Annotated in this window: 21 protein-coding genes; 7 read left to right on the forward strand and 14 right to left on the reverse strand. The window is 67.7% G+C overall.

Features of this window, described 5'->3' with window-relative positions:
• Positions 1-11 precede the first annotated feature (11 nt).
• From IT779_RS09130 to IT779_RS09155, 6 genes are all read right to left on the reverse strand, one after another.
• Positions 12-470 carry a DUF4254 domain-containing protein gene (locus tag IT779_RS09130; RefSeq protein WP_196148784.1) on the reverse strand — a complete coding sequence of 153 codons (459 nt, stop codon included), beginning with the start codon at positions 468-470 and terminating at the stop codon, positions 12-14.
• Positions 471-533: 63 nt separating this feature from the next.
• The gene (locus tag IT779_RS09135; RefSeq protein WP_232541622.1) at positions 534-947 is read right to left on the reverse strand and encodes a MarR family winged helix-turn-helix transcriptional regulator; all 414 of its coding nucleotides are present in this window, start codon (positions 945-947) and stop codon (positions 534-536) included.
• Between the two features lie 497 nt (positions 948-1444).
• Entirely contained in the window at positions 1445-2311 is an 867-nt protein-coding gene (locus tag IT779_RS09140) for a metal ABC transporter permease (RefSeq protein ID WP_196148786.1), read from the reverse strand.
• Positions 2311-3087 (reverse strand): metal ABC transporter ATP-binding protein, encoded by a 777-nt coding sequence (locus IT779_RS09145; RefSeq protein WP_408637746.1) that lies wholly within the window; start codon positions 3085-3087, stop codon positions 2311-2313. Before IT779_RS09145 ends, IT779_RS09140 begins: the two co-directional genes overlap by 1 nt.
• Before the next feature lie 212 nt (positions 3088-3299).
• Positions 3300-4241, reverse strand: a complete 942-nt coding sequence (locus tag IT779_RS09150; RefSeq protein ID WP_196148787.1) for a metal ABC transporter substrate-binding protein — start codon at positions 4239-4241, stop codon at positions 3300-3302.
• Positions 4242-4449: 208 nt separating this feature from the next.
• A complete protein-coding gene (locus tag IT779_RS09155; protein ID WP_196148788.1) occupies positions 4450-5394 on the reverse strand; it encodes a LysR family transcriptional regulator in 945 nt (314 codons plus the stop codon).
• A 68-nt stretch (positions 5395-5462) separates the two neighbouring features.
• On the opposite strand from IT779_RS09155, the gene IT779_RS09160 reads away from it, so the two are divergent.
• Positions 5463-6341, forward strand: a complete 879-nt coding sequence (locus tag IT779_RS09160) for an alpha/beta fold hydrolase (protein WP_196148789.1) — start codon at positions 5463-5465, stop codon at positions 6339-6341.
• 85 nt (positions 6342-6426) lie between these two features.
• On the opposite strand, the gene IT779_RS09165 is transcribed toward IT779_RS09160, so the two are convergent.
• Both IT779_RS09165 and IT779_RS09170 read right to left on the reverse strand, forming a co-directional pair.
• Positions 6427-7377, reverse strand: coding sequence for a DUF7064 domain-containing protein (locus IT779_RS09165; RefSeq protein WP_196148790.1), 951 nt, complete (start codon positions 7375-7377; stop codon positions 6427-6429).
• A gap of 150 nt (positions 7378-7527) precedes the next feature.
• Positions 7528-8373: an SDR family NAD(P)-dependent oxidoreductase gene (locus IT779_RS09170; RefSeq protein WP_196148791.1), complete on the reverse strand. Its 846-nt coding sequence runs from the start codon at positions 8371-8373 to the stop codon at positions 7528-7530.
• Between the two features lie 495 nt (positions 8374-8868).
• Between IT779_RS09170 and IT779_RS09175 the strand changes: the two genes are divergently transcribed.
• A complete protein-coding gene (locus IT779_RS09175) occupies positions 8869-9360 on the forward strand; it encodes a nuclear transport factor 2 family protein (RefSeq protein ID WP_196148792.1) in 492 nt (163 codons plus the stop codon).
• A gap of 260 nt (positions 9361-9620) precedes the next feature.
• Positions 9621-10358: an alpha/beta fold hydrolase gene (locus IT779_RS09180; protein ID WP_196148793.1), complete on the forward strand. Its 738-nt coding sequence runs from the start codon at positions 9621-9623 to the stop codon at positions 10356-10358.
• A 56-nt stretch (positions 10359-10414) separates the two neighbouring features.
• Here the strand turns inward: IT779_RS09180 and IT779_RS09185 are convergent, their stop codons facing one another.
• Complete coding sequence (locus IT779_RS09185; RefSeq protein WP_196149155.1) at positions 10415-10690, reverse strand: hypothetical protein; 276 nt, start codon at positions 10688-10690, stop codon at positions 10415-10417.
• Between the two features lie 291 nt (positions 10691-10981).
• Here IT779_RS09185 and IT779_RS09190 point away from each other — a divergent pair, with 291 nt between their 5' ends.
• Positions 10982-11125: a hypothetical protein gene (locus tag IT779_RS09190; protein WP_196148794.1), complete on the forward strand. Its 144-nt coding sequence runs from the start codon at positions 10982-10984 to the stop codon at positions 11123-11125.
• A gap of 54 nt (positions 11126-11179) precedes the next feature.
• Here IT779_RS09190 and IT779_RS09195 read toward each other — a convergent pair whose 3' ends face one another.
• Genes IT779_RS09195 through IT779_RS09205 form a run of 3 tightly spaced genes read right to left on the reverse strand, consistent with a single transcriptional unit; the run spans position 11180 to position 14387 of the window.
• A complete protein-coding gene (locus IT779_RS09195) occupies positions 11180-13162 on the reverse strand; it encodes a serine/threonine-protein kinase (RefSeq protein ID WP_196148795.1) in 1983 nt (660 codons plus the stop codon).
• Entirely contained in the window at positions 13159-14040 is an 882-nt protein-coding gene (locus IT779_RS09200; protein ID WP_196148796.1) for a hypothetical protein, read from the reverse strand. Before IT779_RS09200 ends, IT779_RS09195 begins: the two co-directional genes overlap by 4 nt.
• The gene (locus IT779_RS09205) at positions 14037-14387 is read right to left on the reverse strand and encodes a hypothetical protein (RefSeq protein WP_196148797.1); all 351 of its coding nucleotides are present in this window, start codon (positions 14385-14387) and stop codon (positions 14037-14039) included. The genes IT779_RS09200 and IT779_RS09205 overlap by 4 nt, the downstream gene beginning before the upstream one ends.
• A gap of 799 nt (positions 14388-15186) precedes the next feature.
• On the opposite strand from IT779_RS09205, the gene IT779_RS09210 reads away from it, so the two are divergent.
• The 3 genes from IT779_RS09210 to IT779_RS09220 all read left to right on the forward strand — a co-directional run bounded on the left by IT779_RS09210 (position 15187) and on the right by IT779_RS09220 (position 17530).
• Entirely contained in the window at positions 15187-15534 is a 348-nt protein-coding gene (locus IT779_RS09210) for a hypothetical protein (protein WP_196148798.1), read from the forward strand.
• Between the two features lie 980 nt (positions 15535-16514).
• The gene (locus IT779_RS09215) at positions 16515-17039 is read left to right on the forward strand and encodes a bifunctional DNA primase/polymerase (RefSeq protein WP_196148799.1); all 525 of its coding nucleotides are present in this window, start codon (positions 16515-16517) and stop codon (positions 17037-17039) included.
• 275 nt (positions 17040-17314) lie between these two features.
• Positions 17315-17530 carry a hypothetical protein gene (locus tag IT779_RS09220; protein WP_196148800.1) on the forward strand — a complete coding sequence of 72 codons (216 nt, stop codon included), beginning with the start codon at positions 17315-17317 and terminating at the stop codon, positions 17528-17530.
• Between the two features lie 166 nt (positions 17531-17696).
• On the opposite strand, the gene IT779_RS09225 is transcribed toward IT779_RS09220, so the two are convergent.
• Both IT779_RS09225 and IT779_RS09230 read right to left on the reverse strand, forming a co-directional pair.
• Positions 17697-18956 (reverse strand): cytochrome P450, encoded by a 1260-nt coding sequence (locus IT779_RS09225; RefSeq protein ID WP_196148801.1) that lies wholly within the window; start codon positions 18954-18956, stop codon positions 17697-17699.
• A 371-nt stretch (positions 18957-19327) separates the two neighbouring features.
• A complete protein-coding gene (locus IT779_RS09230) occupies positions 19328-20044 on the reverse strand; it encodes a DUF5753 domain-containing protein (protein WP_196148802.1) in 717 nt (238 codons plus the stop codon).
• Positions 20045-20232: the final 188 nt, after the last annotated feature.

Consider the following 20232-nt stretch of genomic DNA (forward strand, 5'->3'; position numbering starts at 1 on the left):
CGTGCGAACCCTCAGCGATCGGCGCCGTCACGCACCGGCAAACGCCGGTAGCCCGCGAGCAGGGCGGCCGACAGTTCGCCGTAGGCGATCTCGAGTTCGGCCAAACGCGTCCACGCGGCGTGCATCTCGTCGCCCGCCGGATCACCGGTCATCAACAGGTGGAAAGCCAGCGCCGACGCCGACGCCATCCGATCGATGGTCACGCCGAGCGGTTCGGTCGCCGTGCGCGCGTCGGCACGCGGGGCGGGCAGCGCCGCATCGGCCCAGTCATCGATCTCGCCGACGAGTTCCGCGCGGCGGGAATCGATCCGGGCCGCGCGCTCGGGCTGGTCGCGACGTTGGCGATGCAGTTCGGCCAATCCGAACGCCTGCGTGCACAGCGGCCCGAGCAGATAGTGGCCCCGCAAGGCCGCGAGCAGCTGATCCTTGGACGGCAACACTGTGAGCGCGTCGGTTCGGCCCGCTCCCATAGGCGAAAGCCCTCCCGTCGTCGGCGCTCGGTGTCCCCAGGGGAGTACCACCGAGCGACGGGGCTAACGCATCGAATCCGATTGGGAGACTGTGTCGGAGCCCACTGTCGCGATGGCCTCGAGCCGAGCGCCGAGCGCGTTCACCTGATCGCGCAGCGCGACCACGTTGTCCAGCGGCCAGTCCAGCGCGGCGAGCACGGATCCGATCATCCCCCGCGCGCGATCCTGGAGTTCGCGGCTCGCGTCGGTGGCGCGCAGTTCGACCGCGCGCCGATCGGAGGCGCTGCGCACCGACTCCACCAAGCCGTGCGCCTGCAACCGCTGGATCAGCGGCGAGACCGTGCCGTAGTCCAGGCGCAGCCGTTCACCCAACTCCTTCATGGTCATCCCCGGTTGCTCCCAGAGCGCGAGCAACGCGAGGTACTGCGGATACGTCACCTCCATCGCCTCCAGATACGGCCGGTAGGCCGCCGTCATGGCGCGCGAGGTGGAGTACAGGGCAAAGCACAGCTGTGCGGCGAGCGAGAGCAGGTCGGTATCGGTGGCGTCCGCTTCGTCACGCACCACTGATGTGGGATGCGCTTCGGGCATATCTGCACTGTACGCACAGATATGCCGGAAATGGTGTCGACAGGTGATAACCCGCGCCGTCGGTCACCGGGCGCGGGTCCGCTCGCCGAGGGTGACCGGACCTGTCGGGACGACCGCATGGTCCAGTGCCACAACGGTATCGGCCATCCGCTCGAGCACGCCGCGCCGATGGCTGATCACGTCGAACGCTGTCGCCGTCGGCCGTGCGGCAGATCGAGCACCGCGAGCCGCGACCGCGCCGACGGCGACGCGGTGATCGCGCCGCAGATCAGGACAGGACCGCCCGGTCGCGGGCGACGGCTCGGATTCGGTCTCGCGCGGCCGTCCACCGGCGACCGAGGCAGGCTCGGCGCGGATTCGCGTCGTGGCGGTTCGCCACCGGTTCAGACGGCGGCGGCACGGCGGCGTGCCGCGGCGATCCGCCGCCCGATCACGCCTTGACGCGGCGCGAACAGGTAGGCGGCGGTGAAGGTCACCCCCTGCACGACCACGACCATCGCGCCGGAGGCGGTGTCGAGGTGGTAGCTCAGATACAGGCCGGTGACCGCGGCCGCCACCGACACCGCGGGCGCGATGAGGAGCATGCGGCCGAATCGGTCGGTGAGCAGCGAGGCGGTGGCACCGGGAATGATGAGCATCGCCACCACCAGCACCACCCCCACCGCCTGCAAGGCGACCACGGCGGTCAGCGCGAGCAGCCCGAGCAACGCGATGCCGAGCAGGCGCGGGTTCAGGCCGATGGCGTGCGCGTGGGTCCGGTCGAAGGCGTAGAGGGTGAAATCGCGACGTTTGAGGATCAGCGCGGTCAGCGTGATCGCGGCCAGGATCACGATCTGGACGAGTTCGGCGGTGCTCACGCCGAGCAGGTTGCCGAAGACGATGTGGTTCAGGTCGGTCTGGCTCGGGGTCACCGACACCAGGACGAGTCCGAACGCGAACAGCGTGGTGAACACGATGCCGATGGCCGCGTCCTCCTTGATCCTGCTGGTCTCGCGCACCACCCCGATCAGCGCCACGGCCAGGAACCCGAAGATGATCGCACCCACCGCGAACGGCGCGCCGACGATATAGGCGAGCACCACGCCGGGCAGTACGGCATGCGAGACCGCGTCGCCCATCAGCGACCAGCCGATGAGCACCAGCCAGCAGGACAGCACCGCGCAGACCACCGCGGCCGTCACGGTGGTGGCGAGGGCGCGCACCATGAATTCGTAGCGCAGCGGATCGACCAGGATCTCGGTGAGGCTCATCATGATTCCTTCCCGCCGTCCGCGTCGCGACCGCGGCCGAGCACGTCGAGGCCGAATGCCGCGGCCAGGTTCTCCGGGCGCAGCACCGACTCCGGGTCACCGTGCGCGAGCACCGAGCGCATCAACAGCACGGCTTCGTCGGCGAGGGCGGGGAGCGCGTGCAGGTCGTGCGTGGAAATCAGTACCGCCACCCCGTCGTCGGCGAGTTCGCGCAACAACGCGGTGATCGCGGCTTCGGAGCGTTTGTCGACACCGGCGAACGGTTCGTCGAGCAGCAGCACCGTCGCTCCCTGCGCGATGGCGCGCGCCACGAACGCGCGTTTGCGCTGCCCGCCCGACAGCTTCCCGATCTGCCGCTCGGCCAGCTCCGTCAGCTCCACCCGAGCCAACGCCTCGGCCACCGCGGCACGGTCGGCACGGCGCGGCCGACGCGTCCACCCCATCCGCCCGTACCGCCCCGACATCACCACATCGCGCACCGACAGCGGGAAATCCCAGTCCACATCCTCGCTCTGCGGGACATACCCGAGCACACCCGCACGCCGAGCCGCCGCCGGTGTGCCGCCGTCGATCCGCACCGTCCCGCGATCGGGGGTGACCAGGCCCATCACGGTCTTGAACACGGTCGACTTCCCCGACCCGTTCATACCGACCAAGCCGCAGATCCGACCGTGCGAAACCCGCAGGTCGACCCCGTCGACGGCGAGCACCTCGCCGTAGCGCACAGTGACCGACTCGACCTCGATGGCGATCGATGAATCCGCCTCCCGCACCACGGCGTTCGCGGTCGATTCCGCTCCGACCGTCCCTGCCCCGACCGGAACCGTTCCGGTCGATGACGCTTCGGCCCTCACCGCTCCTGTCGACACCGCTCCAACCGATGCCGATTCAAGCGGAACCGACTCGTGCGCAGCCGCTTCGATCGACGCCTCCGCAGTCGACACCGCCTCGGCCCTCGCAGCTCCGGTCGTCCCGGTCGCCGCCTCGGTCATCGTTGCCTCCCGGTGAGAGCCGCGCCGATGGTCTGCGCGTCGTGACGGATCAGCGCGAGATAGTCGGGCACCGGACCATCGGCCTCCGACAGCGAATCCACATACAGCACACCGCCGAAGCTCGACCCGGTCGCCTCGACGACCCGGCGCATCGGCGCGTCGGACACCGTCGACTCGCAGAACACGGCGGGAACCCGCTTGGCACGCACGAAATCGATCGCCGAGGCGATCTGCTGTGGCGTTGCCTGCTGTTCGGCGTTCACCGCCCAGATGTATTTCTCGGTGAGCCCCGCGTCTCTGGCCAGATAGGAGAACGCGCCCTCGCAGGTCACCAGCGCGCGCTGATCGGCGGGCAGCGTGTCGAGGGTGCGTACGAGATCCTGATGGACGGTGGTCAACGCGGCCTTGTACCGGTCGCCGTTGGCGCGGAAGTCGGCGGCGTGGTCGGGGGCGAGTTCGGCGAAGGCGCGAACCATGTTGTCCACGTAGATCGCGACATTGAGCGGCGACATCCAGGCGTGCGGATTCGGCTTACCCCGGTAGGCGTCCTCGCCGATGGCGATGGGCTGCACCCCTTCGCTGACCACGACGTGTCTGACCCGCACGTCGGCGACGAACTGCGCGAACCAGGCTTCGAGGTTCATCCCGTTGTCCAGGATCAGATCCGCGCGCGCGGCCTTCTTGATATCACCCGGCGTCGGTTCGTAGCCGTGGATCTCGGCGCCGACCTTGGTGATCGATTCGACCGCCAGGTGCGGTCCCGCGACATTGCTCGCGATATCGGCCAGCACGGTGAAAGTGGTGAGCACCACCGGACGCTCGTCACCGTCGGTCGCGGCGCCGCAAGCCACGAGCCCGACCGCGAGCGAACAGGACGCTATCACCGCGACGGATCCGCGCGACACGACAGCGCCGACCCGTTGGAGCCACACCTTCATACTTCGAGATGCTAAGTTCGGGTGCCCGAACTTACAAGTTCGAATTTCTGAAACCACACCACGTGGTATCCGAAATCACCTGCTCGTCGCGCCATCCACCGAGTCGGGAACGACGGACACCACCCGCGAGACGTTCCCAACCGCGCATTCCCCGGTCGACGTCGGCGGTCCAGACGGAAGCGGACAACGCGTAATCCGAGTCGTCATGTCACTTCGTTTGCCGGATACGTCGGGAGGTTCGGGTGGCGGCCGCGGTGAAGGCGCGCATCAGCGGGGTGTCGCGGGCGGTGGACGACACCAGCGCGAACTCGAACGAGGGCCAGCACGGGAGTGGGAGGTAGGTGATGTCGGGGCGGCCGAGATTGCGCACCACCCCGGCGTCGACCGAGCACACGGCGTCTCCGTCCGCCACGACGAGCAGCGCTTCGGGCAGTGTCCGCACCGTCGGGCCTCGACGGATCGGTGTTCCGCCCACCTGGCGCGGCAGCAACGCCTCCCGCCAGTAGGCGGGTACCGAGGCGGTGAGGTCGACGAACGGCAGTCCTGCGATCACCTCGGGAGTGACGCGGCGGAGGCGGGCCAGAGGTGAGCGCCTGGAGACGGCAAGCAGTCGCGGCGTGCGCAACAACACCGGCCCCGTCCGTAGACCCGTGTCCCGAACCGGAAGCTTGGTGAACACGAGATCGACCGCACCGCTGCGTATACCGGACAGCGGATCACCGAGGTCGGCCTCCCGCATCGTCACGACACAGTCGGGGTGGCGCACCCGCAGGGCCTTGGTGGTGGCGGCCACGAAATCCCCCGCGGTAGGCCCGAGGAACCCCACGGCGAGGCGACCGACGGTGTCTGCTGCGGTGGCGGCCGCGCGGGTGAGCGCGTCGGTGACCGCACCGTAAGCAGGCACCAGGTCGTCGAACAATTGGGCTCCGAGCGCGGTCAGCGCCACACGTCGACTGGTGCGTTCGAAAAGCGGTGCGCCGATACGGCGTTCGAAGCGGCGGATGGATTGGCTGACCCACGCGGTCGACACCGTCAACACCTCGGCGGTCCGACCGAAATGCAACTCCCGCGCAAGAGTCAGAAACACTTCGATCTCCCGCGAATCCACCGCGATCTCGCCCGCCGCACCCATGGTGACCCTCCGAATCGTCAAGCGGTAGTACACGATCACCTCGCAACCGGCCATTGTTCGCCGAACTCGGCGCGGCGACGCTGGCATCCATGGCACTCACCATTCCCGATTTCGACTACCAGCGCATCACCGTCGGCGACGGCGTCGGCCTCAACGTCGCGATCGGCGGCGACGGCACACCGGTAGTCCTGTTGCACGGCTTCCCCCAAACCCACCTCGCGTGGCGACACGTCGCCACCGCCCTCGCCGCCGACCACCGCGTGATCTGCCCGGACCTGCGCGGCTACGGCGCCAGCGACAAACCCGCCGACGACCGCGACCACACCGTGTACTCCAAACGCACAATGGCCACCGACCTCGTGGAACTACTCGCCCACCTCGGCCACCACCGCTTCGCCGTCGCAGGCCACGACCGCGGCGCGGGCGTCGCCTTCCGCGCCGGACTCGACCACCCCGACACCATCACCCACGCCGCATTCCTCGATGTCGTACCCAGCCTCGACATCTGGCCCCTGCTCACCGGTCCCACCGGCGTAGCGCTGTTCCACCTCTACTTCATGGCCCACCCCGCACCGCTCCCCGAAACCCTCATCACCGCGGCGGCTCACACCTACCTCGGCCACTTCCTCGACCAATGGACCACCGACCCCGCCGCCATCCCCGACCAATTCCGACACGCCTATCTGGACGCCTGCTCGACCCCCGAAGCGATCACCGCGATCTGCGCCGACTACCGCGCGGGCGCCACCACCGACATCGCCCACGACGCAGGCGACCGCACCGCCGCACGACAACTCACCATGCCGACCACGGCCCTGTGGACACCCACCTGGCCCTTCGACCCCGAACCCCTCTGGCGGACATGGGCCACCGACCTGCGCACCACCATCGTTCCCGGCGGCCACCTCCTACCCGAAGACAACCCCACCGAAATCACCGCCGCCCTACGCGAACTCCTGAGCCGCTGAATCATGAAGGGGGACGACCGCTGTCCGCTCGGCAGCGTCGCCGATGCCCATGGGGCACCGCGAGACATTGTTCCGCGAGCCGCGATCAGGGGGCGCCGCCCGCGGGCGGGGCGGGCGACAGATTGCATTCGACCCAGCCGTATCCCCTGCGTCCGTCGGAGGCGGTGACGGTCCCCCAGCCGCGCAGGAACCTGCTGACGCGACCGTCCGCCGCGACAACGGGCACCGGTGCGTGTCCTGCGGTCTCGACGACGAGGTGCAGGTCGGGAGTGGCGGTCAGCGTCGTCCGCGCGACCAGGCCGTCCGCGGTGAAGGTCTCGACAGCGCGGATATCGGTCAATTCGACCAGAGGCCGTCCCGGCGTCTGGAGGTAGCCGACCCCGGGCACCTCGATTCCCGGCAGCCGGATGTGCACCGCGTGCGAGTGGCTGCCGTCCTCGAGATGTAGCGCGCTCCACGTCCAGTCCATCGACCACCAGTCGCGCGGACCCCACGAATGGTCGCGCTGGCCGAGCACGCCGTGCAGCGTGACCGCGCGCCCGTCGATGCTCACCGTGCCCGACACTCGGCACGGGATCTCGTAGCGCGGGGTGATCCGGTAGGGGTAGAGATCCCCGTCTGTCGACCATTCCAGATCGATGTCGAGCGCGGCGGTCGCGGTGCCCCGGGACTCGAAAATTGCCGCGGGATCGTCGTATACACGCGCCCGACCGCGCGCGGTCACTCGGTAGCGGTGCCACGGCGTCGGCACGGTGTGCGTGAATTCGAGGTCGGGGGTGCGCACGGCCCACGGATCCTCGGCCACCTCGGCGAGCATTTCCGAGATCACGACGGTCGGCATGTCCGGGCCGCAGAGGTAGATCTGCACCCAGGTCGCACGCTCGGTCGGCATCCGACCGAGTCGGACCCAGCCTCCGATACCTCGGCCGGGATCCACGAAGTCGGCATACCAACTCTCGCTCCACAACGGTTGCGCGACAGCCGGATGGACACCTTCGTCCTCCGACGACAGGGTCCACACGTTCGGACTCGACATGGCTACAGCAGACTCCCTCGTCCCCCGATCTCCACGCATGCACCGTAGCCGGTCGCGGTCGGCCGCGAGGCGGTATAGACATATCTACAGTCTCTACAACTGTAAATATTTCGACAAAGGGTGCGCCGAGCGGCTTCGGAGTCCGACGCCTCAGTGTTCGTCCATGGCCCGCAACTCCTGCCGTACATAGTCGGCCATCCGGCGCTCGATGAATCCGGGAGCGATTCGGCTGAGCAGCCATCCGATCCGCGTTCGGCGCGGGACCACCACCCGCGCGCGATCGCGGGCGACCGCCACCAGCACGTCCTCGGCCAGGCGTTGCGGCGAGTACGCATGTTTGGTCTTCTCGGCTCCGAGCAGGAAGGCCCTGCCGCGGAAGTCGCCGACGCCGCCCTTGTCGAGGATCGGCGTCTCGACCGCCGACGGACACACCACCGTGACCCCGACACCGTGCACCCCGGCCTCGGAACGCAACGCGTCGGACAACCCGACGACCGCGAACTTGGTGGTCGAATAGCTCGTCAGCAGACCGGACGCCATCAGTCCCGCCGCGGACGCGGTGTTGACGATGTGACCACTGCCTGCCGCGATCATGTGCGGATACGCCGCGTGGACTCCGTGCACGACGCCGCGCACGTTGATATCGATGATGCGGTTCCACTGTTCCAACGTCAGCAGATGGGTTTGTCCGCCGAGGACGATCCCGGCGTTGTTGAACATCAGATCGATGCGACCCGCATCCGCCACGACCCCGTCGACCAGACTCCGCACGGCCTCCGCGTCGGTGACATCGAGCAGTACGGCGGTCACGGTCCCCGGCCCGCGCGCTGCCGCGGCGACCCGCTCCGCGGCGGCCGGATCGATGTCCGCACACCACACCCGCGCGCCCGCGGCGACAAGCGCACCGGTCAGCGCCGCGCCGATACCCGAGCCACCGCCGGTCACGATGGCGGTGCGCCCGACGAAGCGTTCACTCACGACAGCAATAGTTGACATGCGTCAAAACCTATCGCACGACACCGTGCGCCGAACCTCGCCCGGACAAGGTCGCAGACGGCCCGGCTCGCGTCTCGGCCGCTCACTGGAACTCGTCCAGGCCGGAGGCTCGCGCGCCGAGCGGGCCGGTGGTGTCGACCACGATGTCGAGGCATACACGCCCACGAGTACTCGGAACGAATAGTCAAAGGTGCATCGAATATTCGCGGAGCTTCGATCGACACGGTCGCGTCGCGGGCAACATCTGCCTGCACCCTTTCATCGCACTCGGACCCGACGATGTCGAGCCGCTGGGACGGCGAGACCATGAACGGTGCTTTCCCGAATCCGGCAGTACCGCGCGAATAGTTCGCGTATTCGAATGATGATCGAATATCCGCACAAAGCGCTACAGTCGGTAATACTGTTGGCACGACAAGTCTGCATGAGACAGCGCCGTGACGACCGAATCGCCGAAAGAACACGCCGAACATCGGTGTCGAGAAAGCAGGGTTGATGTCGCAGCATCCGGAGTCGGCAGCGGACCTGGCCGCTGTCCTGGAGCGAGAAGCGATCAGGGAGTTGAAGGCACGGTACTGCCGGTTCCTCGACACCAAGGACGAGCAGGGCTGGCGTACGGTCTTCACCGCGGACGTGCAGGTCCGCACCGACCTCACCGTCGCGACGTCCGAGGAGCCCGCGGGCAGTTTCGAACTCGACGGCGTCGACGCCTTCGTCGACGGCGTCCTCGGCGCCCTCGCCGAGGTCGCCACGGTGCATCACTGTCACACTCCGGAGATCACCCTCACCTCCCCCACCACGGCGACCGGAATCTGGGCGATGGCGGACTGGCTGCTCTTCCCCGACGGCAACGAGCTGCGGGGCGCCGGGCACTATCACGAGACCTACGTCAAAGTCGAAGGCGCCTGGCGGATCTCGTCGCTGCACCTGACCCGGACTGTCGTACAGACCGGCGGCGCGCTGAGCGGTATCGAGGTGCCTCGCTGATCGGTAGTTCGATCAGCGGATCATCGACGATGTTCGTGACCGGCGCGGCGCGCGGGCAGGGCGCACGCGGTACAGCCTGACCCGGTCTGTCGTACAACTCGATTCGGAGGAACTGGATGAGTAGCGACGCGCCCCGGGGAAGTGCGAAGTCGGTTGATACGCCTGAGGACATGCGCGTCCTGGAGCAGCGGGGTCGACGGTATGAACATGAGCGCGAAAACGGTGTGGTGGTGTGGCGTTCGTGGGGCAACGGACCTCCGGTGCTGTTGCTGCACGGATCGCACGGATGCTGGGCCCACTGGGTGCGCAATATCGCCGCACTCGAATCGAATCGCCGGGTCTTGGTACCCGACCTACCCGGCTACGGCGAATCCGCGCCGCCCCGAGACCTCGACAGTCCGCAATCGCACGCGAGCGCACTCGCCGAAGGCCTGTCCGCGCTGTTGACGCCTGGACAGTCGCTCGACATCGTCGGGTTCTCCTTGGGAGCCTTCATCGGCGCCCACTTGGCGGTGTCGATGCCGCACCTGGCCCGACGCCTCATCATCGTCGACGCGGGCGGGTTGGACACACCGATGCCTCAGGCGCACCTCGCGTTGAAACCGTTGCGAGGGCTCAGCGGCGAAGAACGTTCCAGAGCACGACGTCACAACCTCCACACGATGATGATTCACGATCCGAACCGAATCGACGGCACGGCGATGTGGATCGACGAGAACGCCGGGCACCCCCGCAGCCGCGTCCACCACCAGGTCATTCCCGACCGGTTGCTGCACATCCTGCGACAGGTACCGGCGCAAGTCGACGCCATCTGGGGCGAACACGACCGCCCCCACCCCGATCCGGCGGTCAACATCGCGGCGATTCGGACCGTTCAGCCCGCCGCCGAACTTCGGATCGTCCCCGGCGCCGGACACTGGTCGATGTACGAAGGCGCCGAAGACTTCAACCGCCACCTACACGAATTGCTCGAAACGCCGTTACGAGGCAGCGCCTGATCCGACCGAGAGTCCCCTCCGGGCGGCGATCGAGCGTTCGTCGAGTGAACAGGGTGTCAGATCACCGAGTTCATGATCGTGCCCGCGCTGGTCGCGACGGCGCCACCGGCCATCGCGCCCGCGATCATCTTCGGCGATTGCAGAGCGCCGCCGTTCCACTTCTCCCAGGCGAACCGGCCGCCGCCGTAGGTGATGGCGGTGAGTCCGGACAGTTGCACGAGCCAGGTGAAGTAACGACCCATCTGCATGAATTTGTCCGCCAGCGGCGGGGCTTCCGGTGTCGGATTGCCGACCTGCGCGAGGACGGTGTCGTGTAACGCGCACAGGATCATGCTCACTTCATGCTCCTTTACGGATGACGAGGTGATGCTTGAATCGGGAATTCAGAGGATCGAGCGCACGAACGGTACTCGTAGACCGTCCTCAATTGAACCTCATCGAGCTCGGGCGCGGGGCCGGACACACCGAATTCGCATGACAGGTCTCACACCCTCCAGCGGATGCCACGCGCCGTACATCGCTCTACGATTCGAGGTGTGCAACAGCTTCATTTCGAGACGGTGCGATGTCGCGCCGAGTCACCGTCGACAACGTAGCCGCACCATCTTTCCGGGGAGGGTCTCGTGGACCACATCGCCGTCCTGTTCCTGCTCATCGTCGCTCTCGTCGCGACGGCGGTAGTAGCTTCCTACGCCACCGTCACGGCCGCCTACTGGTTCGAACTCCGCCATGCGCGGGCTGTGAGCCGCCGCGACATCTCGCGCTGAACCGCGCGGACATCTCGCGCCGAACCGCCGGGGCTCCCACGCCGAACCCTGGCGTCAGCCTCTCACCACCGCCACCGTGCGACGACGACCGCCGCGCTGATGGCGATACCGCTTCCCCATTCGACGCGCGCCAACCGCCGCCGCGGCGCCCGCGCCGATCGCGACCGTCGCCGCGACGACGAGCGTCGGCACCGTCGGCGACGTGCCGATCAGCACCCAGGCCGCGCCGACCACCGCCACGGCCGTCACCGCCGCGGCGGCGCAGAGCCCGGCGTAATTGCCCACTCCCCCGCGACCGCGGCGCAGGACACGGAAATTGGATTCCAGATAGGCGATTCCGAACAGTGCGAGCAACACCACGCCGACCGCGACCGCCGTGGTGGTCGAACGCTGCGCCGTGCTGAATTCCACACGCTGGACCGCGATTTCGACGCCGTCACGGATCAGCGTCAGCTCGCCCGTCCCTGTTCCGGGCAGCACGTACGGATTCACCGGCGCCGGAACGGATGTCGCGACGCCGGGGGTGATCGGCGTGGTGTCGCCGCCCACTCGCGCACCGAGCACGTCCAAGGACAGTCGCGCCGCGTCGGCGTCGAGTCCGTCGACCCGCAGCGGGATGGGAGCGGACAGATCGAGTTCGACGGGAGCGGCGGTGACCGGATCGGCTCCGGCGAGCGCGACGACGCCGGGAGCCAGACTCCCGCCCGCCGTCGGTCCGCCGAATCCGAGCAGGGCGACAGCGCAGGCCGCGGCCGCCAGCACCGCGGCCGCCCCCAGCGGCACGCGCGGCGAGTCGAACGACACGACTTCCTGGATGGGGACCAGGTCGTCACGATCGATGTCGATCAACCGGAGGCCGTGATCGGCGACCGCACCGTCGGGTCGCACCCGGGGCAGCCTCGCGGTCGACCGTGGCCGCGCGGCGGCGACATCCTCGAGGGTCGGCGGCGATCCGTTCCCAGCGGGCGCGCCCTCCGTCGTCGGCATCGACGACTGCCCTTCCTCGGATGCCGCGGACGGCCGCGTCGATTCGAACGTCGTTTCACCGCTGCGAGATTCGGATGTCGGCCGTCGATGAGCTCCGCTGCCACGCCTGCCGCTCCCGGTGGCCGCGGCGACGATGGTGTCCGCCCCGACCACCGGGATGCCGACCGAGGTCAGCCAATCCTCGCCCCAGCAGCTCACCGCCGGTTCGCCCAAGGCGACGGCGAACTCCTCCGCGGTCTGGAACCGTCGTGCCGAATCGCTTGCCAGGCCGCGCATCACCACGTCGGCGATGGGCTCGGGCACGCTCGGCTTCACCTTCGTCAACGGCACGGTGACTCCGCGCGCGTGCGCGAGTATCGTGCCGACACGGCTTTCCGTCGGCGGAATCGGCAGCTTCCCCGACAACAGCTGATAGAGCATGGTCGCCAACGAGTACACGTCGGCTGCGGGCGAGAGCTGTTCTCCCCGTATCTGTTCCGGTGACATGTAGTGCAACGTGCCGACGATGTAGCCCTCCTGGGTCACCAGCGTCTCATCGCCGCCGACGATCTTGGCGATGCCGAAGTCGGTGAGTTTGACCCCGCCACCGCCACCGAACATCAGATTCGCGGGCTTCACATCGCGATGCAGGATGCCGTGCCGGTGCGCGGCATCGAGTCCGGCCGCGCACGACAAGGCGATGGCCACGGCCGCCGCGGCGTCGAGTCCGTCCTCGCTGAACCGGTCCCCCACCGTCCCGCCGGGCATGAATTCCATGACCAGCAGGCATAATTCCTCGTATTCGACATAGTCGAAGACCTGCACCACATGCGGATGGTCGATCGCCGCCATCACTCGCGCCTCATCGATGAAGCGCCGCCGGACCACCGGATCCTCGCCGAACTGGGGCGGGATCATCTGCTTGATCGCGACCCGCCTGCCGAGCCTGCTGTGCGTACCCGCGAGGACGACCCCGCAGCCGCCCTCCCCGATCACGTCGTCGACGTCGTAGGCGGGCAGTGCCGCACGCACGCGAGCGATATCGGTCCGCGCCCTCGCCCTGCCGCTCATGCGTCCGGCCCTCTCGGTACGAGACGCACGGTGTCGACCACATCGGCGTCCGAGAGGTCGAGAAGTTCATCGGCCGGGTCGCCGTCGGACTCCGATTCCGGTGTCGGCGAGAGATATCCGAGCAGGAAGCCGACGGCCGCCGCGCAGGCCGCGACCGTCAGCCACATCCCCGTCGACGGCACCCACCAGCGCAGCACCGACGCGGTGAATCCGAAGATCAACCCGATGCCGACACCGGGCGCGAGCAGGCGCACGCCGCGCTGCCACCGATTGGCGGACAAGCGATGTCGCGCGATGCCGAGCGTCGCGTCGAGCGTCGCGAGTGCGGTGAGCACGGCCAGCGCGATACCGAACAGGCCGAATACCGACCAGATCGAACCTCGGACATCGGTGACCGTGTCGACCCCGGCCACCTCTTTGCCGTCGAGACCGATCACCCCGAGTCGTCCGCCGATCAAACCGGTCGCCTGCCCCCGCAAGCCGGCCAGATCCAGTTGGTAGCGCAATGTCTCGGTGCTGCCCGGCGCGATCTTCAACCCGACCGCCGTCGAATAGGAGAAGAAGTTCAGCCCGAGCACCCGCCCGGTCAGATCGACACGGCGGAGCTCGAGCTGCGCACGGGTGTTGTTCGTAACCGTGACCGCCACGCGCACGGTGCTGTCGGGGACGAGGCGAAGCGGGGCGCGGGAGGACGCGGGGCCGATGTCGCGATCATCGACGGTCGCCGCCACACGGATGCCGTCGGAGGCCGCGGCGGCCGGACCCGCGCCGAACATCGCCCCGGCCAGCACCGTGACGACGACCATGGGGCACAACATGATTCGGACCACACGAGGTGTCCACACGCTTCCGCTGGGAATCGCGGGAATGCGCTTCATCCTCTCCTCCTGACGGTTTGATGAGAAACGAGTCGGTGCCCGTAGAACCAGCCACCGAGGAGTAGGAAGAACAGCAGAATCGCGACCGTCGCCGCGCCGCCGCTCACGCGGCTCACCAGCACCACGTCCAACGGCGCGGCCAGGGCGCGGCCGCACCACGCCCGCACCTCGTACCGGCCGACATCGATGGCCGACAACGACAGTGCGGTACGGAACGAACCGTCGGCGCGCGCGACGGAACTGCCCACCGGGGTGTCGCCGATCATCAGCAGGACCGGCGATCCGGCATCGCAGCCCTCGCCCGCCGCGACCACCGCGCCGCCGGGAGCTATCGCCCTCGGGCTCATTTCGAGTCCGGCCGACCGTGTCTCGGGAGCAGCCGGCGGTGACGTCGGCGTATCAGGAGTCAGTGTCGCAGGCGCGGTCGGGTCCGCGGGTGTGGGTGTGGGCGTGCTCGGCGGCGGCGTGCTGGGCGGCGGAGTCACCGAATTCGTCTCCGGGATCGGGATGATCGCCGGTCCCGGATCAGTGACCTCGGAACCACGCGGATTCGTCACGCCCGCCCCCGGGTTCGTCACTCCCCCATGCGTATTCGTGCCTCCCGGGTTTTCGGTATGCGTACCGGTGTCGACACACGGAGTATTTCCCGGTTCGCACGTCTTCGACCCATCGGGATCGGTGTGCACGCACTTCGGAGACTTACTGCCGACCGCGCACGTGATGAGCGAACACAACCAGGACAGATCGATGCGGGAACACCCCGACGGACACCATTTGCTCGGATCGACGCCTGCGCACCACACCGCCGGGCACACCGGGGACGGATACGGTTTCGCGCACGTCTGCGTGCCGTCCGACGGACACAGCGGCACCGACAGACCCGCCGCACACGGCCGCGGTGGGCAGGTCCGCTGCTCGATCCCTGCCATGCACGTTGTGGTGCACTCGGATCCGAGGAAATCGGAACTGCTGCTACAGACGGTGTAGTCGCATTCCTTCGGCGTCTTGGACCGATCACACGAGGCATTGCCACAGAGCAACCTGCCGTCCTCGGGCTTGCAGATCCAATCGTGGTACGGATCCGCGGGATCGCTCCGGCCGGGCCGTAGAAAACCGTCATCGTTCTCGCCGTCGCTGTCACACACGATGTCCGCACACGCCCCGACCGGCGTCCGCGACCCGCCGGACTGCGACGTGTCCTGCAACCGCGGCTCAGCAGATTTCGACGAGTCCGCAGGCTTCGACGAGTCCGCAGGCTTCGACGGATCCGCAGGCTTCGACGAGTCCGCAGGCTTCGACGGATCCGCAGGCTTCGACGAGTCCGCAGGCTTCGACGGATCCGCAGGCTTCGACGAGTCCGCAGGCTTCGACGGATCCGCAGGCTTCGACGAGTCCGCAGGCTTCGACGGATCCGCAGGCTTCGACGAGTCCGCAGGCTTCGACGGATCCGCAGGCTTCGACGAGTCCGCAGGCTTCGGCTCTAATTGTGGTTGAGGAATTTCCGGCTGCGGAACCTCTGGTTTCGGCTTCTCGGGTACCGGCTGCGCCACCTCGGGCTGCGGCTGCGATGCCTGCGGTTTCGGTACCTCCGGCACCGGCTGCGGCGCCTGAGGCTTGGGTACCTCCGGCTGCGGCTGTGTCAGTTGCGGCTCCGGCGCCACCGGCTCGGGTTGCGGTTGCTGCACCTGTGGTTTCGGCGCTACCGGCTCCGGTTGCGGCTGGGGCGCAGGTTGCGGCGCCTGCTGTGGCGCAGGTTGCGGCTGCGGCGCAGGCGCTTGCGGTTTCGGCGCCTGCGGTTGCTGTTTCGGTTCCTGCGCGGCGGTCGGCTCCTGCGCGGGTGAATCGTTCGCGGTCGGGACGGCGAATACCGGTCCCGCGGTCGTGGACAGCGTCGCGAAGGCCATGAGCAATAGCACGACAAAAAAGATTGCCGCCGAGAATTTTTCGCCGACTCCGGTTTTCCCGCGCCGCCCGCCGCCGAAATAGCGAGAATTCACCGGCCCGCTCCGTGGCTTCCCGCCCCCCACTGTTCGTCTCAGCATTCACTCGACCCCCTTGCTGTCGACCGTCGAACGACAGCCATCGTAATGCGCTGCGCGCCAACATGTACCCCCCACGACCCGCCGTTATCGTCCCTTGACCGCCAACTGGCGAGTCCACTCGGCGAGTCGCACGCCGAATGAAAATACAGCCCGACCAGTTCGTGGCGCCGGACCTCGGCGAAAGAATCCCATCGCAGCGAGTTCCATATTCCCGCACGACTTTCCGACCGAATGAAGAGAATCGAAAGTCACACGGTCGGCGCGATCAGCGGCGACGGCCGATGCTCCCGGCAGCCGCGCGCGGAAGGCAATGGGGCAGCAATGCCGGGGAAACGCCGAAGCAACGCGCGGGTGCTCTCATCTACGCATCGATTCGCGGGCCCAGCGCCGAGCCCGACCACCCGTCGCGAGGCGCCGCCCCCGAGAGGTACCGTGTTCGAAACCTGTTACACCCCATACGATGTCGCCCATCTGCTGCGCCACAGGTACGGCCTCCCGGTCGAACTCACCGCGGCGCGGCCCACGGTGGTGTGCGGTCCGCGCCTCGACGCCGTCGACATGCCCGCCACGCTGGGTTCCCTGGTGCTCGGCGTGCTGAACGACAGACACATCGGCCCGGTGGTGGCCGACCCGCGCGGACGCCGATGGACCTTCCTGGTGACCCCACCCGCGCCGACGAACACCGAGCACGCCCGTATCCTGTCCGCACACGGCGCGAGTGTGCGCGCGGACGGACGGCGGGTGATGCTGCCGATGTCCGATCACGGCTTCGGATGGCGATGGGCGTGCGAGCCACGCCTCGGCGCCCGTCGACTACCCACGGGCGCGGCCGTCTCCGCCGCGCTCGCCCACCTCGCCGCGGCGGACGCACCCTCGGAACCGACGACCGACAGCCCTTCCCGCGAAATATCCGCACGTCTCCGCGAAAGTTATCGAATCGGAATCGGGCGCCGATAATCACATCTATGAAATACCAGCAAATGTGACGAGATGACTTCATCATCCGGAGCGCATCGGTCGATGCCGATGCGCCATCTACCCGGTCAAGGGCGTATACCCAGGTAGTGACACTCTCAACTACCCCTTTCGTGACCCTTCTGTGTCTTGCTCACCCCCCGAATAAAGAATTACGGTTCCCATAAGCAAATCGCCAGCGACCACACGGGGTGCGGAACATTCAGCGGGATGGACCGAGCTCAGCATCAGAACTCGCCGATCAGCGGGAGCAGGTCATGAAACGATCGAAGCTAATTTTCGCCACCGTAGGCATCATCCTCGCCGGAGCCGGAGCGCTCGACATTCTGGGGGACAAATCCGTGCCGACCGACACCGTGCAGATCGCGAGCGTCGGCGGCGACACCATGGCATCGCGGTCGGGACACTTCCGCATCGAGGTTCCGCGCACCGTCAGCTGCCCGATCGACGAGTCCGCGATCCACGATCGCTGACCCGCGTCGGGACGCCCGACGGCGCCCCGACGCGCATCATCGGCCCGAATCGCACCGGCAGCGCCGGTCGAGACCGATTCACCGACCACAACAATGAAACCGCAACGGCCGGAATCATATTCGGAAACCGGGCGGGCAGCGCCACATCAGCCGCGAGGCACGCTGCTCACATCGGATTCATCCGCGGGGACGGCGGAAAGACCACCGGAAGCGCGGCCAGCGCGCGGTGGAAGGGACCGGGACGCCAGGTCAACCGCTCGACGGGCACCGCGAGGTTCAGTTCCGGCACGGCGTCGAGCAACTGATCGATGGCGTCCTGCACGATCAGGTAGGCGACCGACTTCGCCGGGCAGGCGTGCGGTCCCGCGCTCCACGCCAGGTGCGAGCGGTTGCCGGTACGGTCGCCGCCGCGGATCGCCGGATCGTTGTTGCAGGCCGCCAGGCTGATCAGCACCGGCTGGTGCGCGGGCAGCCAGGTGTTGTCGATCAGGATGGGCTGACGCGGGTAGGTGGTGCAGAAGTTGGCCATCGGCGGGTCGTTGAACAGCACTTCGTCGAGCGCGTCGCGGGTGGACAGGCTGCCGCCGAGGACATTGCCGCCGAAACGCCGGTCGGTGACCATCAGCAGCAGGGTGTTGGCGATCAGGTTCTGCTGCGGTTCGATGCCGGCGCCGTAGAAGCTGATGAGCTGGCTCAGCATCTCGGTGTCGTCGAGTTCGGCCGGGTGATGGGCCAGCCGCGAGGTCACGTCGTCGCCGGGTTCGGCGCGACGCAGGGCGACCAGCTCGAGCAGGGCGGTGCTCAGCATCTCCATGCCGCGCGCCGCTTCCACGGTGTCGAACAGCATCGCCATACCGGTGGCGACCCGGGCGCCCAGTTCCGCCGAGCAGCCGACCATGCTGTTCAGCACCTCGAAGACCAGCGGAAACGCGTACTGGGTGACCAGATCCACCGAGCCTGCCTCGCAAAAGGTGTTGATCAGCGGTACCGCGATCCGCTCGACGGTGGTGTGCAGCGCGTGCAGGTCGATGCCGTCGATGGCCGCGACGTAGGCCTGCCGGTAGCGCGCGTGCGCCCGACCGCTGTTGCGCAGGGCGTTCGGGTACCACTCCATCATCGGCTTGACCGGTGAATCGGCGGGCACGCTGTCCTGCCAGGCCCTGGGATCGGCCGGGAAGTGGTCGGGATCGTTGAGGATGCGCAGCGCCGTCTGGTAGTCGAGAACCAGCGTGGCGGGCACCGAGGGCGCCAATTCGATCGGGGCCATTGAGCCGTACCTGGCGCGCGCCTCGCGATAGGCGCGATGCGGGTCGGCGGCGAATTCAGGGGTATGCAGCGGCATGCGTGGCCCGTCGGTATCGATGGGCGATCCGTGCGTGACGGGGCAGACAGCGTGGGACGGTAAGGCAGAGGGTGGCGTGCTCAATGATTCGACTCCAGGGGGTGGAACCGGGTAGCGCCGTGGCGGTCGAGGAGTACCGAACTCGCGTCGGGTCGCGTCACGGGGCTCGGACCCCACCGCCAACCTGCCCTCAACGCTTCCGTTCAGCCTTCCTCAGTCCGTTTCCACCTCGGCGACCCGTTGATCAGGTCCAGCCGCGGACCGGAAACCGACGGCAGCGCATCCGTTCGCACCGCAGGCAATGCCTGCGGAGCAGGGGTTTTCGCGTTTCCGCGACCGAGATGAACCTGTTCCGCCAGCCGCCCGAACCCGACGACCCGCCCACGGTAGCAGCCCCGGTCCCGGCATACCGGAGATGTGTCAACATCTTTCGGAACCCGTTACCGGAGCCTGTGTCAGCGCGGGTTCGGCTCGTCCACGGTGCGCGGCTGGCTCGAGCACATGGCCTCGATCAGCGCGGGTGTGTGCTCGGGCGCCATGGCGTGCACGGAAAGGATGTCGGCGACGCCCATATACGCCTCGATGTCGGCGCTCGCGTCGAGGAACACCCGCCGGGTGAGTTGTTGCAGATACACCAGATCCGGCAGGTCGCCCTCGGCGAAGCGCAGCACCGAGAACGAACCCTCGGCAACGGCGGGACCGCCCACCGGATCGGCCAGCACCTGCACCGCGACATTCGGGTACTGTGCCGCGGCGTGGCTCAGATGTTCGAGTTGCGCGCGCCAGACCGCGGAACCGCCGACCGGGCGGCGCAGCGCGGATTCCTCGATGATGGCCCAGAGCTGGACCGGTTCGCGGCGCGTCAGGATCTCGGCGCGGCGCATGCGCAGCGCCACCCGGCGTTCCCGCATGGCCTCGGAATCCTCGGGGTGGGCGAGGGTGAGCAGCGCCCGGGCATAGTCGGGGGTCTGCAGCAGTTCCGGCACCACCCGGCACTCGTAGCAACGCAACAGCCGCGCGGCCTGTTCGAGATGCAGATAGGTGTCGAATCCGGGCGGCAGCCAATCGGCGTCGCGCTGCCACCAGCCCGCGCCCACCACCCGGCGCGCGGCCTCGGCGATCGCCTCCCGGTCCGCGTACCGACTCGATTCCGGCATGTCCCGCGCGCCCATGCGCCGAGTCTGCCACGTGAACGTATCGATAAGCTATCCCCAAATCGTGGTTTTTACAATGTAATTCACACGAGCATGAACGAATCGAGCTGCCTTGCTAGAGCAGTCGCGAGCAGTCAGACTTGTCGACGGCGTGACCCGAGGGACACGGCATCGGTTCCACAGAACGACACTGCCCACCGAGCGAA

The organism is Nocardia bovistercoris (assembly GCF_015674855.1).
In the GTDB taxonomy this organism is placed as follows: Bacteria; Actinomycetota; Actinomycetes; order Mycobacteriales; family Mycobacteriaceae; genus Nocardia; species Nocardia bovistercoris.